11 protein-coding genes and 4 pseudogenes are annotated in these 13,408 nt (G+C 58.2%); 11 read left to right on the top strand and 4 right to left on the bottom strand.

All coding sequences use genetic code 11. The features are described 5' to 3' along the window. From D6B98_RS38655 to D6B98_RS38640, 4 genes and pseudogenes are all read left to right on the top strand, one after another. On the top strand, positions 1-418 hold a 418-nt coding region (locus D6B98_RS38655), incomplete at its 5' end, for a recombinase family protein (RefSeq protein ID WP_502699966.1). A 713-nt stretch (positions 419-1,131) separates the two neighbouring features. Then, a pseudogene (locus D6B98_RS38650) lies at positions 1,132-1,762 on the top strand (FMN-binding negative transcriptional regulator). 488 nt (positions 1,763-2,250) lie between these two features. Further along, a complete protein-coding gene (locus tag D6B98_RS41595; protein WP_283810202.1) occupies positions 2,251-2,385 on the top strand; it encodes a hypothetical protein in 135 nt (44 codons plus the stop codon). 383 nt (positions 2,386-2,768) lie between these two features. After that, entirely contained in the window at positions 2,769-3,671 is a 903-nt protein-coding gene (locus tag D6B98_RS38640; RefSeq protein ID WP_126262135.1) for a TauD/TfdA dioxygenase family protein, read from the top strand. 427 nt (positions 3,672-4,098) lie between these two features. Here the strand turns inward: D6B98_RS38640 and D6B98_RS41265 are convergent, their stop codons facing one another. Next, complete coding sequence (locus tag D6B98_RS41265; protein WP_235884940.1) at positions 4,099-4,374, bottom strand: hypothetical protein; 276 nt, start codon at positions 4,372-4,374, stop codon at positions 4,099-4,101. Between the two features lie 285 nt (positions 4,375-4,659). Here D6B98_RS41265 and D6B98_RS38630 point away from each other — a divergent pair. From D6B98_RS38630 to D6B98_RS38620, 3 genes and pseudogenes are all read left to right on the top strand, one after another. Next, positions 4,660-5,899 (top strand): annotated as a pseudogene (locus D6B98_RS38630) (tyrosine-type recombinase/integrase). Positions 5,900-5,973: 74 nt separating this feature from the next. Then, the gene (locus tag D6B98_RS38625; RefSeq protein WP_235884959.1) at positions 5,974-6,306 is read left to right on the top strand and encodes a DUF1016 N-terminal domain-containing protein; all 333 of its coding nucleotides are present in this window, start codon (positions 5,974-5,976) and stop codon (positions 6,304-6,306) included. A gap of 793 nt (positions 6,307-7,099) precedes the next feature. Further along, complete coding sequence (locus D6B98_RS38620) at positions 7,100-7,429, top strand: hypothetical protein (protein WP_164719152.1); 330 nt, start codon at positions 7,100-7,102, stop codon at positions 7,427-7,429. Between the two features lie 148 nt (positions 7,430-7,577). Here D6B98_RS38620 and D6B98_RS41260 read toward each other — a convergent pair whose 3' ends face one another. After that, positions 7,578-7,784: a hypothetical protein gene (locus tag D6B98_RS41260; RefSeq protein WP_235884960.1), complete on the bottom strand. Its 207-nt coding sequence runs from the start codon at positions 7,782-7,784 to the stop codon at positions 7,578-7,580. 235 nt (positions 7,785-8,019) lie between these two features. Between D6B98_RS41260 and D6B98_RS42105 the strand changes: the two genes are divergently transcribed. Next, positions 8,020-8,283 (top strand): hypothetical protein, encoded by a 264-nt coding sequence (locus D6B98_RS42105; protein WP_488225974.1) that lies wholly within the window; start codon positions 8,020-8,022, stop codon positions 8,281-8,283. 74 nt (positions 8,284-8,357) lie between these two features. Here the strand turns inward: D6B98_RS42105 and D6B98_RS38610 are convergent, their stop codons facing one another. Further along, positions 8,358-8,573, bottom strand: coding sequence for a cold-shock protein (locus D6B98_RS38610; protein WP_126262132.1), 216 nt, complete (start codon positions 8,571-8,573; stop codon positions 8,358-8,360). A gap of 974 nt (positions 8,574-9,547) precedes the next feature. Here D6B98_RS38610 and D6B98_RS41255 point away from each other — a divergent pair. Further along, a pseudogene (locus tag D6B98_RS41255) lies at positions 9,548-9,664 on the top strand (IS3 family transposase); the annotation flags it as partial. Positions 9,665-9,669: 5 nt separating this feature from the next. Here D6B98_RS41255 and D6B98_RS38600 read toward each other — a convergent pair. Further along, positions 9,670-9,882, bottom strand: a pseudogene (locus D6B98_RS38600) (transposase); the annotation flags it as partial. Positions 9,883-10,340: 458 nt separating this feature from the next. Between D6B98_RS38600 and D6B98_RS38595 the strand changes: the two are divergent. After that, the gene (locus D6B98_RS38595; RefSeq protein ID WP_126262131.1) at positions 10,341-11,546 is read left to right on the top strand and encodes an HlyD family secretion protein; all 1,206 of its coding nucleotides are present in this window, start codon (positions 10,341-10,343) and stop codon (positions 11,544-11,546) included. Between the two features lie 5 nt (positions 11,547-11,551). Beyond that, the gene (locus D6B98_RS38590; protein ID WP_235885272.1) at positions 11,552-13,345 is read left to right on the top strand and encodes a glycosyltransferase; all 1,794 of its coding nucleotides are present in this window, start codon (positions 11,552-11,554) and stop codon (positions 13,343-13,345) included. The last annotated feature ends 63 nt before the right edge of the window (positions 13,346-13,408 follow it).

Here is a 13,408-nt window from a genome sequence, read left to right as displayed (position 1 = left end):
CGGCAGCCTAACCCCGGCAGAGGCTCCACTTATCGACGCGGATATTCTGTTCAGACAACCGGGGCCAGCTCACTCTGTCGTGACGCGCTACCATCTGAAAGCTAATTCCGATGGGCATCCGCCTATGTGGGTTGGCTACATGCACGTATCACCGAACTTAGACCGCCCGAAAACGGACTTGCAGCGCGATGCGCTGCTCGCGCCGGCGTTGATCCGCGTCACCTCTTCGAGGATCACGCCTCGGACGGGAAGGATGACCACACCGGCTTGGCGCGGGCGCTCGCTGTCGCACCTGTTCGCGATCGTGACTTCGCTCAAGCACAATCGGGTGGTGTTCCGCTCCCTGACCGAAAACTTGGACACCACGACACGCTCGGGCGAATTCCTGTTCCAGGTGCGGCGCGCACGCGCGGTATGAGCACCCTTTGATCCAGGAGCGTGTTGCAGTGCACGTTCGCGCTGCCATCTCGCCACACTCGCGAAGCACGTTGTCGTCGATCAAATACGCGGTCACGGAATCCGGCGCGGCGCACCCTCGCCCGCCTCAGCTTCGCTGATCGAACCCAACGTCCGCTAGCTGCCAGCGCCCGATTCAGACCGAGGGGGGACAGGCACTCTCGCTTAGGATACGCCTTGGCGTATTGGATCGCGGCGTCAACCTGACCGCGCGTCAGCGATGGGGCGATGGCGGCCACCATGTAGAGGGGAAATGTTGGTGCTTTAATGATGGTTTCATTGCGATCACCTCCGACCTGTACGCATCGGCGTAGTTCATCGAAACGATGAAAGACGATTTTGAGGTGGGCGTCGATCTTGTCTCGATCAAGGACCAGTTCGTGAGACGCGTCTCGGTGCGCGTCCAAGGAGAGCTGCCGGATCGCTTCACACAGGCGAGGCCGGGTGAAATCTCTAGAGGTCTATGAATGCCTGGCTCGGCCCAACGAGAACAGCTACGGAATCACCAACCCAACAGCAGCTCGACGGATTGAAGCGGCTGAGTGAAATCGTCAAGTCCCAGATAACTCCGAAATCGTCACGTCAAAAGAGGAAGCCACGGGAACGACTGAAACTGGCAGTTTTCTAGCCTGTTGACTTGGGTTTATCTCAACGGCTGCCAGCGGAGACCCTTTCATGTACATACCGCTCCACTTTCGAGACGACGACATCGAGAACATTCGAGCAACAATCCGCTGCGCCCGATTGGCCAATTTGGTCACAGCGACATCAGATGGGCCACTTGCGACGCCTCTTCCGCTCTTCCTCGATGAGAGCGAAGGCAAACACGGCGCGCTATACGGGCATTTGGCAAAAGGCAATCCGCAATGGCGCACGGCCCCGATCGGAGAAGCTCTGGCGATCTTTACTGGCGCAGAGGCTTACGTAACGCCATCCTGGTATCCCAGCAAGCGACAAGCTGAACAGGTGGTGCCGACATGGAATTACATCGCGGTCCACGCGCAGGGGCCGATTGAGTTCTTCGAGGATTCCACTCGCCTGCTTGAGATTGTGACGCGTCTGACGAATATCCATGAGGCGTCTCGTGCGACGCCCTGGGCGGTCAGCGATGCTCCCGCGGATTTCATCGCCGCCCAGTTGCGTGAAATCGTGGGCGTGCGCATCCCCATCACGAGGATCGAAGGCAAACGGAAGATGAGCCAAAACCGCCCCGTGCCTGATCGCATTGGTGTCGCCACCGGCCCTAGCGGCGAGCAAACTGTCACGGGACCAGGAAGTTGCATCGCTTATCTTGGCTCAGGACTGAGACGATAATGTTCATGACCCGCCAACAGCGCCGCTCGACAAAAGCGATCTTACATCTACAGCTTCACAGACTCCAGCGATCGGCTATCAATTACCCCGCGAAAATTCACGAACGGAACAGTCAGCTCCGGCTTGCCACACTGAGTAGACACTTGTCCGTATTCTGACAGAAGCACAATCTCGTGTCAGGTCCAGTACAACGCGTAGTAAGCGTTGAGACTTTCGAAAGCCCCTTCGGCTTTGTGGCTTTCCCGGCGCCGCCTGGGATGGCCATTGCTTAAAACAAATCGATCCAGAAACAGAGCCAGAAAAGCAGCTATACTCACTCCCAAAACTCCATCTCGCCCCGGAAGAACGGTCCGCCCGTTCAGGTCACTAACGCGCGCTGCCCCCCTGACAACTCTGTTCGGACATATCCACTACCATCACCCCAGACATGTAGAACAGCAAATACCTATTACCGCACGATGACGTGCCCCAGGTTTACGCATGAAATCCGCCATTGAATTCGCCTGGAATGGCACATTACTCGATGAGGCAAATGCGGTGTTGCAAACCGTCAATGCTATTTTGAGCGGCCTCAGCCGCGCGACCATCGATATGCAGGTTTCGAGAGGAGTTTGAGCTCCCCTTCTCCATTCTTTCCGCAATTTGGATATGTCGAAAAAATGAAATCCTAGCTCGTGCACGGCAAGGAAGGCGCCATTTTTTCACGACACGTGCTTTTTTCCAAGCAGTTGAGTTATTACAAAAGCATAACTGAAGATGTTGGTGGCGCTCTACTGCTGTCCACTTCGACATTCGACATTCGAAGGGGTGAGCTCGGTGATCGAGTTCTTCGTCACGCGACCCAGCCACTGGCTCAGCTTGAGGACTCGCGCCAAATGCCACGATTCGTTCAGTGCCTATTATGGAGGACATGTTCGTCTTTCGCTTGGCACGATGCTTGCTGAAGATCATTTCGCTTCAAGGGGCGAGGAAGAACTGCGAGGGCCTGGAAAAGCAAGATGAGCACAAATGTGATCGGTGGCGTCGCGAGCACCGATGTTGTGAAACGTGCAGCGCGCATCGGTGCCGAAGTCAAAAATATCAAGCTATCGGGCGATTTACCGGACCACGCGATCGCCGCGATCAACAGCTTATTGCTCGAGCACAAGGTGATCTTCTTCCGCAATCAAGGACATCTCAATGACGCCGAGCAGGAGCGCTTTGCCGCTCGTCTCGGAAAGCTAGTGTCACATCCGATGCTCGGTGCTGCCAAGGGGACGACGTCGCTCCTCGAACTGGACTCCACTCGCGGCGGCGGTCGGGCCGACGTTTGGCATGCGGATGGAACCTTCGCCGACGCATATCCCAAGATTTTGGTCCTGCGAGCCGTTGTAATGCCAACGTTCGGAGGCGACACCGTGTGGTCGAACACAGCTGCCGCTTATCTTGGTTTGGCGCCGCCGCTACAACGGCTTGCCGAGGGCCTATGGGCCATTCACAGCAACGTCTTCGATTACGCCGGGATCGCGCGTGTCCGCGAGGTCGACAAGAAACACTTTGACGAGGTGTTCACCAAAAAGGTTTTTGAGACCGAGCATCCCGTCGTACGCGTCCATCCCGAAACAGGCGAGCGGGCGCTAGTGCTCGGCGCCTTGGTGAAGCAGTTTGTTGGGATCCCTAAATACGACGGACAAAAGGTGTTCGATCTGCTCCAGTCTCACATCACAGCGCCCGAAAATACTGTGCGCTGGAACTGGTTAGAGGGGGATATTGCGATATGGGACAACCGCGCAACGCAGCATTACGCGGTCAACGATTACGGGGACCAGCATCGCGTCGTACGTCGGGCCACGATCGAGGGTGACGTGCCTGTCAGCGTCGACGGCCGGAGGAGTGTAACGCGCCTGAAGGTGACCGAATAACTCCATGCCGATGCTCAGTGCTCTCGCGTCTGAAAACCGAGAAACCTGGGAATTGGAGTTGTTTCGGGCAAACGCGGAAAGACACTTTCCGACACGATATCTCAGCTCTTAAGACCAACTCATCTTGATTGACGCGCCGCTCTCATCCTGATTGTCGCGCTATAGCCAGCGGGCGTAGACGCCAGTCACTCCCTTGTCACTGTGGTTCAGAAGGGCCTTGTCGTAGTCGACTGATAGCCTTGTCGCCTCCACGATTGTTGCGGCCGTTCTCCGAAGATCATGGGGTGTGAAGCCACCAGCTTTTTGTCCTCCTCTTCACTGTCGTCCAAGAGGCGCCGGAGAGTCTGGCTCATGGAGTGACGCGCAAGCGTCTCAACGCTTTCAAAGCGGCTCGCAAACCACCGGCCTGTCTTTCGTGTCCTCGCCTTCAGGCTTGCTCGCCTCCAAGGCCGCTTCGATGAACCGTACCTGCAATCCGCGATAGCGGCACGGTATCTTCAGCTTTTTTGTTCTTCGTTCTGACTCCCGGAATGATCCAATGCGGCTTGTCCCCATCGAGGCCGTGAAGCTTGGAGCGCATCATGTTGCAAGCGCTCAATGAATAGGGCGACGACCGCACGCGATGCGTATCGGCGTCCAACTCGCGCAGCCGGTGCCGTAGACGCTGGACCGCATCAGCAGGCCGCTCGCCTTTCTTCAACACGTCGCCGGCTCGGTCGCCGGGCTAGGTTGGGACGATCTCTGGGTTCATTCAAATTTCCGAGGGGGACACCCGCCGCGGGCTCACAGCCACCGTGTTGGAAGCGGCAGGGTTTGCTGCGCTGAACGGCTTTACCGATAGTGCCGTAGCGCACAGCTATCGGCATCGCTTCCAAGTAAGCAGCACGCGAGCGGTACAGCGGTTCGTGGCGGAAACCTGCGGCCTCGTCGCCGCCGGCAATCCCCGTTTCTCCCCGACCGATCCCAGTTGCGGAATAGAAGAAACGCCATGCCAAGCCTGACTGACACCGCGATCCGACACGCGCTGCAGCGCGTCGAACTCAACCGGAAACAAGAAAACCTCGCAGATGGCGAAGGTCGCGGCACCGGCCGTCTCGTCCTCGTCCCTAAGCCGATGCCGAAGCGCGTGACCGCTCACTGGATGGCACAGCAATGGCGCGACGGCAGACGCACGAAAAAAAGCTCGGCACTTATCCGTCGATGTCGTTGGCTCAGGCGCGCGAGATCTTCAAGCGCGACTACGCCGATGTGATCCAGAAGGGCCGCAGCATCAAGATCGCAACCGACACTCGTCCCGGCACCGTCGCAGATCTGTTTGAGGGCTATGTTGCATCGCTTAAGGCCGCCGGCAAGCCGTCCTGGAAGAGACAGAGAAAGGCCTCAACAAGATCGCCGACACGCTCGAACGCTATCGACAGGCCCGTGAGATCGAGTCTGAGGAGATCGTCGAGCTTATCCGGCCGATCTACGAGCGTGGCGCTCGCTCGATGGCCGATCATGTGCGATGTTACATCCACGCGGCCTATAGTTGGGGGATGAAGTCCGACAACGATTATCGGAATACATCCCCGCGCCGCTTCCGTATCCCCTTCAATCCGGCCTCGGAAATTCCGACCGAACCCAAAATTCAGGGCACCCGCTGGCTCGACGAGGATGAGTTCGTGCAACTCTATCGCTGGCTGGAATGCCCCGATACGCCTTTTCATCCTTCCTATCCTCGAGCTGTGCAGCTCATCATGCTGACGGGTCAACGCGTCGAGGAGATAGCGCGCCTGCATGTCGATCAATGGGATGCGCCGGAGAAGATTATCTATTGGTCCAAGACCAAGAATCTTCAGCCGCACGCCGTTCCAGTGCCGTCGATCGCCGCCGAACTGATTGAGTCGATCAAGCCAAATAAGTACGGGTGGTTCTTTCCCTCAGCGAAGGACCCATCCAAGCCCGTGAGCCACGGCAATCTCTATAGCTTAGTTTGGCGTCAGCGGGGCCGCGGCGTGATCCCCTACGCAACAAATCGGGACCGCCGGCGAACCTTCAAGACCTTGGCGGGCAAGGCCGGTGTATCCAAGGAAGTTCGAGATCGTCTGCAAAATCATGCGCTCCATGACGTTAGCTCCAAGAACTATGATCGCTGGCATTACATGCCCGAAAAGCGCGCGGGAATGGCAAAGTGGAATAAGTTCGTGCGCTCCATGCTGGCGAAGAAGCGCTTGAAGGCAGCCGCATGAGGAAGCGACCTTCCAAATCCCTCTCAATCCGAAGAGGTGCCAAACCGACGACCGGAATTGATGCGCGAAGCTATTTGACGTTCATCAGCGACCTTAAACGGAAGATTGCGGAGGCGCGGCATCCTGCCGGTCTTTCGGTGAACCGTGAGCTGATCCTGCTCTATTGGAACATTGGACGCGATATCCTCGCGCGGCAGGACCGGGAGGAATTGGGTGCCAAGATCATAAATCGTCTAGCCGCCGACCTTGGCCGAGCCTTTCCCGAGATGACCGGGCTCTCGGCCCGAAACCTGACCAACAGGTTGTTGCACTTCATCCTCGCCTGGCTCAGAGAGCTCTTGGGCCTGTTCCTGGAACTGCTAGGGCGCGGGCTCGCCTCTCCAGCCCAGCTCAATCCAGCTTCTTAACGGACGACTGATCAAAGGCGGTTCGAACCCAGATAAGTTTTAACGCGTCCTATCAAACTGGATGAGGGGTCAGGATGAGCAAAGAATTGCGCGTCTATGCGTCATTGAGGCATAAGAGATAAGACGTTCACGATCGACCGATTGATCCTCCGAGCGCTGGTTAGCTCCATCAATTCCGTGCTTTTTTTTGCGCAGGCGATCGATCGCCGCGTTGTGCCTGTCGTAGGCGGCAACGATCTCGTTGACCGCTTTTATTTCCCTGTGCTCGCGGACCGAGTGTACAGCGCTGCACCTTCGGTTGTGGTAGAGATACGGTTAGGGTCAGTGAACATGCCTATCGACTGATCGGATTTAATTGCGCCCTCCAGTCATCCACGGCAGGTATTCTTTTGAGCGGATCTGGGTTGTCCCGCATCACGATCGCGCCACACTTCCACCTGTGCTCCTCGCGCGGCGAAGAAGCCGTTTCCTTCTCCCACCGTCTGAAGCGCCCGTCCTAACGGCGCCAAGCCGATGATTACGGCCGTCACGATTGGGGGGTCTTTTTCTCCCACACGATGTAAAGCTCGCCCTTGCTGTTGTACTGCGCAGGACGTCAACTGCGGTTCGCAAAGCCTCGACCAGTCGCCGCTCAGTTTGGCGCCGTCTAGGACCACCGTAGAGCAGCCCGTGGTGGGCAGGATTACGCGGTCGAAAGGCGGCCGTATGCCTCAAGCTGTATCGACGAATGGTATCCATTGCACCTACCAGGATTGGTTGGTGCCGATCTCATGCGGCCTGGGGCAAATGCGCCATGGCGACTGAGTTAGATTCGATTTTTGATGTGATTGAGCATCACCGCGAGCTTTCCGCGCAATACGATGCCGCGGTATCCCTATCGGCGAAACTAGTCGAAGGCCCCGAATTTGATGCCGCCGAGGCAATCAGCGAGGAACGGTTGTTGGCTCTCGAGCAGTACGCAGACGTGCTCATCCACTCCAAACCGACAACGCTTGCGGGCGTCATCGCGCTGAGCCGCTACGTCGCCAGCCTACCGACTTGGCTGCTGTCTGATGAATATGATTGGCATCAATCGTTTCTGAGGATGCTAACGGACGCGCTGGACGAAATCAGTGTGGGGTAGCGCCACGATTACCGAAATCCTGAAGGCACGCGCTCATCCGTGACATCAAACCGCGCGCTTTGCGCGTGAAGCCCGCCAAGCCGCGAGTGCATCGTCCGCGGCGCTGGCCGTCGCCTGAGGTAGACCGGACGCCCGGTCCAGATACCGGTCAATCGCCTTGCGGTCCCAGCGCTGTATGCCGGGGATCGCCCCCCTTCTTCATCCACGTCTCGAACGCGTCCTCGGAGCAGCCGCAATAGGCGGCCGCGTCGGTCTTGGTGAAACCCCGAGGTTCGATCTGGTCGGCGCGTTTTATCCGCTCCGAACGCCTCAGCTCGGCGGGCGAGCGGTTGTCCCGTTGGTGATCCCCGTCCATTCGGACCACCGCGGCGAAGTTAGCGGCAACGTGACTCGGCGCCTCGTGTCAGATACGGCGCTGTCCCTACCACACGCGCCGCTAATTTCAGTAGGGACAGCGCCCGATCTATGGCTCCCCAAAGCTGGAATCAGGTGCCGAGTCGCGCCCGCGCTGCTTCCGCGTCACTATGTGCGGCGCGAGCCAGTGCCGCGTCGGCCATTGATGCTCGACCCCTACATTCCCATCATCGAGAATGGTTCGCAGCGACCTGTCCGCGGCCGATCTTCTCTCCCGGCTGGAAGCGCATGCGCCCGGTCGGTTCGGCCGGCATCAGCGGCGTACGATGCAGCGGCTGGTGAAGAATTGGCGATCAAAGGCCGCTCGACAGCTCATCAGTAGCGCAGAGATTACGTTAAGCATCGATCCTCGCTACGTACCTGATGTCCGGGTCCCCACAGGGGCCTTCGCCCAATCAACGCAAGCCGGTCCAGGTAGAAACGGGGATCCGCTTCGGTAACATTCTCGGGGCATTTTCCGCGTCGCCCGACAGTTTGAACAATCTCGAACACCTGCTTAAGGATACGCGGCACTTTAATCGATTAGCCTGACCTCGGCAGCTCTGTACTTTGAGCGCCGTTTGTTGAAGCGAAGATCGAAAGTCACACGCGTGCCCGGCAGCAGATCGGTACCTGTGCAGTTGCGTAGTTCGGACATATGCACGAACACATCCTCGCCCTTGGCACCATCAGGCCTTATGAAGCCCCAGCCCTTTTCAACACTGTACGACAATACCGTTCCAGTCTGCATCTTTGCTTGTCGAGATTGGAAGTATCGTGCGTCGACGTTTGGGCGACGATATCGAGTCGCAAGCTACGCCTGCGCGGCTACTTCGTAGTCGCGGGTACACTTTCCTGATTTGCCTGGAGCAAGGATCTCGTCGGCATGACGGTCTCGTATCGCCGGCTCAGCGAGAAACTGATTCGTCGCGTTCGTGCCCGCGTAGGTTAGCGGCGGCGAGCGCGCGCGAATCCGATCGCCGGCCGAAGTTCCTGTTTCATATCGCCTCACAGCACCAGCGGGGCGGACCAGACGCTAGCGGCGACGCGGCGCCAAGCCCGCCCCTAACATCACCGCATCTGGAGTAACCGGTAATGCTGCTCCGAACCGAGCAAGGGCCGTGCCGAATCGAGAATCGGAGCTTGTGCAGGCGCTTCGTAGCGTGGCTATATGGTCGAGTCGTCGACATTGGTCTGAAAGCTGACGATCAACGCCAATCCTGTCCGAAGCTTCCTGCTCTCGCTTACTTCGGACGAATGGCGGGATCACGGTAGCTTGTCTGATCCAGGATCGCCGTTCTCCCCGACGGATTGCGACAACTGGCCCCGGCCGATCTCGCTCAAGTAACCCAACCGATAGCGCCAAGTATGACGCCCCTGAAAAGCGAAGCTAGGTAGAAGCACTTATAATTGCTGACGGTAAACGCGACCGACTCCACCCGGAGCGCTCAACTGAGAAAATCAATGGGGCCGCGAGACGCTGCCGTCCCGCGGCCTCGCCACCGGAATCTAGCGAAAAAACAGTTTAAGTATGAAAATCCCTCCACCGGTGTTCCTCCAGTAGAACACCATGTTCAAAAAATTGACAATCCGGGCGGATACGGAAAAAGGACCTGATTGGTGCGCGACATACGGGCAGGCTGCCAGATCGAGTCGGCGGGAGCTGCCGAGGAGGCGTCAGGAAGCGCTGGACGCTGCGGTGTTGAGCATCGGCACTGGCGGTAGCGCCGGTTCGAAGCCAAGCTGCGCGACGATCGCACGCCGGCGACGCGATCGAATGAGACCCGCGCTGTGGACTTTGTTCATGATCAGCTGGCAACCGGCGGCAAGCTCCGGGTGCTGCCTTGATCGGCGACCAGCTTCTTCAGCTTGGCGTTCTCGTCCTCGAGCTGCGTCGGCGGTCCCAGCTCGGTCGGCAGCAGCCCGTCATACTTCTTCTTGCAGCTGAAATAAGTCGCCTGCTAATCCCGGCCTTGCGGCAGATCTCGGCCACCGCAATCCCATCATGGCCTGCTTCAGGATGAACGCCTTCCCGGGTCCGAAAATCTTGAGGCCTTCATCGTCGTCCGCTCCTCTCAGCCAAGGGGATCGGCCGGCGCAAACTCTAGCCAAAGATGGTGCCAATTTGCCGGCCTCAGATCAGCCACGGTCGATCATCATCGGCTGCTGATGAATCTGCGCAGTTGAGTACTTGTACTTCTTCCCTGTGTCCGAGCGCTATCAAAGAAGGTAGGCGTGGACATGTCGAAGGTCGTGGTACGTTCCAAGGGTTGATGATCGGAACTGAGCAGAGAACCACTAGTCAATCCTTGTTCAGGTTAGGACGTATCGAATGCTTGGGATTGCAGCCGGGGACGGGAAACCCGAACGGCGGACAAGCACAGTGCCCGAGGTGGCTGAGCCCTCCGCCGGAGCATGTAGCGTTGCTGAATCGGCGGCATCGCGCATTTCAATTGGGTTTGTCGAATGGCAAAATTAACTCAAGCAACAAGGCCTGGAATGCGGTTGGAAGTCTCTCATGAAGCTCGCACGTGTGGTCATCGGCTTGGTTCTTCTCGCCGGCGGATTGTACGTCATCATCGGCGAGCACTTCGCTGGAACTTCGGCGGATGCCACAGTAAATGCTCGACTTTACGTCGTGCGTGCGCCGATCGAAGGCCGGGTCACGCTTGCCGTCAAGAGCATTGGGGGGCGCATTAACGCGGGGGAACTCGCGGCTGAAGTGGCCGACGAGCGCTTCGACACCGCTCGGCTTCTTGAGCTTGAGCGCGATCGGGACAATCAACGCATCGAACTCAAACGCATCGCCGGTCAGCGTGACGTGCTATCGCAATCGAGAGCCGGATTTGATGCGCAGTCAACCGACTACCAGCGCGGTAGAATTCGGCAGATCGAGGCGCGGATCGCCGAGACGAGGGCGACGCAGGATGCGGCAGCCGCGCGCCTGCGCGAGGCAGATTCGGAATTCAAACGTGCCAATGAGTTGAACAATCGCGGCGTTCAGACGGCTGCCAGCCTGGACCGGGCGCGCGCGAAGTTCGATGTCGCACAGCAAGACGTGGAGAGTGCGCAACAGCGCGTCAACTATTTCGAGACGGAACTCACCTCAGCCCGCACCGGAGTCTTCATCGGCGAGTCATATAACGATGCCCCCTTCTCGACGCAGCGCATTCGGGAACTCGATCAGCGCCTGGCGGAACTGAATGTCGACGAGCAGCAGATTAAAGGGCGCATCGCTCAATTCGATCGGCAAATCGATGCCGAGCGTTTGCGCGTCAATCGCCTGACGTCCGCGACGCTTAATGCACGCGTCCCGGGCCTCGTCTGGGACATCCTGGTGGATGATGGCGCGTACGCACGGCGTGGGCAAGACCTGGTCAAGCTCGTCGACTGCAATAGCCTCGCGGTGACCGCGGGCGTATCCGAATCGCTTTATGACAGCCTCTCCGTCGGCGCGACGGTTCAGTTTCGGCTGTTTGGCGACGAACGAATTTTCGACGGAACCGTCACCCGGCTCGGCGGATCCGGCGCGTCGCCGCTTTACGCAAACCTTGCAGTGGGTCCGAGTCCGCAGCATCTGCAACGCTTTGACGTAACGGTAACGGTGCCGGGCCTCGCACAGCAGCCGGATCTTGGTTGTGCCGTCGGTCGCACTGGACGTGTTGTGTTTTCGAGCGGCCCGATCGCCCAATTCCGTCGTTTTCTCACGCGTTATGGCTTCTAATGTTAATGCTGTCGCCTCTGCTCGCCGCCCTGGGGGGAGCTGCCATCATCATCGGACTTCGCCTGACCGTCCTCCCACTGCTTGACCCGAGCCGATGGTACTGGCGCGCCCTTCTGCTCGGCCTGGCGGCAATTCTCTCTTGGCGCTACGTGGTATGGCGGTTCACCGAGACACTGGTGCCACTTGACTGGACTGCGGACGCATTGGTCAGTTGGGGCTTCGCCACGCTGGAGACGGGGACGGTTCTGTCCTCGTCCATCGCATTCATGATCCTTTCGCGCGTGAAGGAACGTACCGCGGAAGCTGACCAGCACGCCGGATGGTGGCTGCCTGGAGAAGCGCCAGGCGTCGACATCTTCATCACGACCTACAATGAGCCGCTCGAGATCCTCGAGCGGACGATCGTTTGCGTCAAAGCCCTACGATTTCCGAAGCTTCGTGCCTTTGTGCTTGACGACGGCCGCAGGGATTGGCTCCGACAAGCCTGTGAACGGCACTCCGTCGGATATATCGTGCGTTCCGATAACGCGCATGCCAAGGCGGGAAACATCAACCACGCGCTCGTCAAGCGTGCCCGGGATCCCGATCGACCAGATTTTATTGCTATCCTGGATGCCGATTTCGTTCCGCATTTCGATTTCATCGACCGCACAGTAGCACTGTTTCACGATCAAAGCGTCGGTCTGGTTCAAACGCCACAACATTTCTTCAATCCGGACCCTATCCAGCACAACCTCGGCATCAGCGCCGGGTATCCGGACGAGCAACGACACTTCTTTGATAATGTGGAACCGGCAAGGGACGCTTGGGGAATCGCGATCTGTTGCGGCACCTCATCCGTGATGAGGGTCCGAGCAATCCAACAGATCGGCCTGCTTCCGACGCAAAGCGTGACCGAGGACTTCCTGCTCACGCTCAAGCTCGCCGAAAACGGATGGCAAACCGTCTATCTAAACGAGCCGCTGACCGAGGGTTTGGCTCCAGAGGGCCTCAAGGAATACATCGTCCAGCGCGGCCGCTGGTGCCTCGGCCTCATGCAAATTGCGCGCAATTGCTACAATCCATTCGGTTCCCATCGCCTGGGTTTGATGCACCGGATCAGCGTCGTCGATTCCGTGCTTTATTGGTTAACCACCTTTCCTTTCCCCTTGGCGAGTCTGATCTTTCCGCTCCTGTACTGGTGGCTCGGCATTACGATCATGAATGCTTCGCTCGTCGATATCACCAGATACTACGTCCCGTATTATGTGATGGTCCTGGTGGCCTTGAACTGGCTCTCGAAGGGGCTCTTTATCCCCATCGTCAACGATACGTCGCAGCTGATTGCCGCTTGGCCGATTTGTCGGGCCGCTGCGCTCGGCCTCTTGACGCGAGGACCGCACAGATTTTCGGTGACAGCCAAGGGCGGCGACAGAACGAGGGTCGTCGTCCAATGGTCATTGATGCGACCGTTTTTGATCTTGTTTGGATTGACCCTTGGTGGCCTCATCGTTCCGCTGAATGCCGATTTTGTCTTCAACACCTCGTCGACAGCGGGCGACGGCGTCGCCATCGTTCTGTTTTGGACGGTCTACAACCTCCTAGTCTTGCTGGTGGCGATCGCGGCGTGCATCGAACGACCCCGATATAACCGACCGCAGCGCCAGGTGCTTGAACCGATCACGTTAACGATTGGAGGCGATCGGCACCGTGGTTGGCTCGTGAATCTCGGACCGGAAGGCGCTCGCATTAGCGGGCCATTCGGCCTTTCGGTCGGGGCGACAGGCAATTTGACGATTGTCCGTTGTCAGATGATTTGAGACTGATCAGGCGTTCTGCGAAGGGAGGCTCTGGCTCATCAGGGGTTAGAGTTTAAGCGGCCT

Origin of the sequence: Bradyrhizobium sp. LVM 105, from assembly GCF_003957705.1 — a bacterium.
Classification (GTDB): domain Bacteria; phylum Pseudomonadota; class Alphaproteobacteria; order Rhizobiales; family Xanthobacteraceae; genus Bradyrhizobium; species Bradyrhizobium frederickii.
The sequence above is the reverse complement of the archived record's forward strand: the minus strand, read 5'-3'. Positions and strand labels throughout refer to the sequence as shown.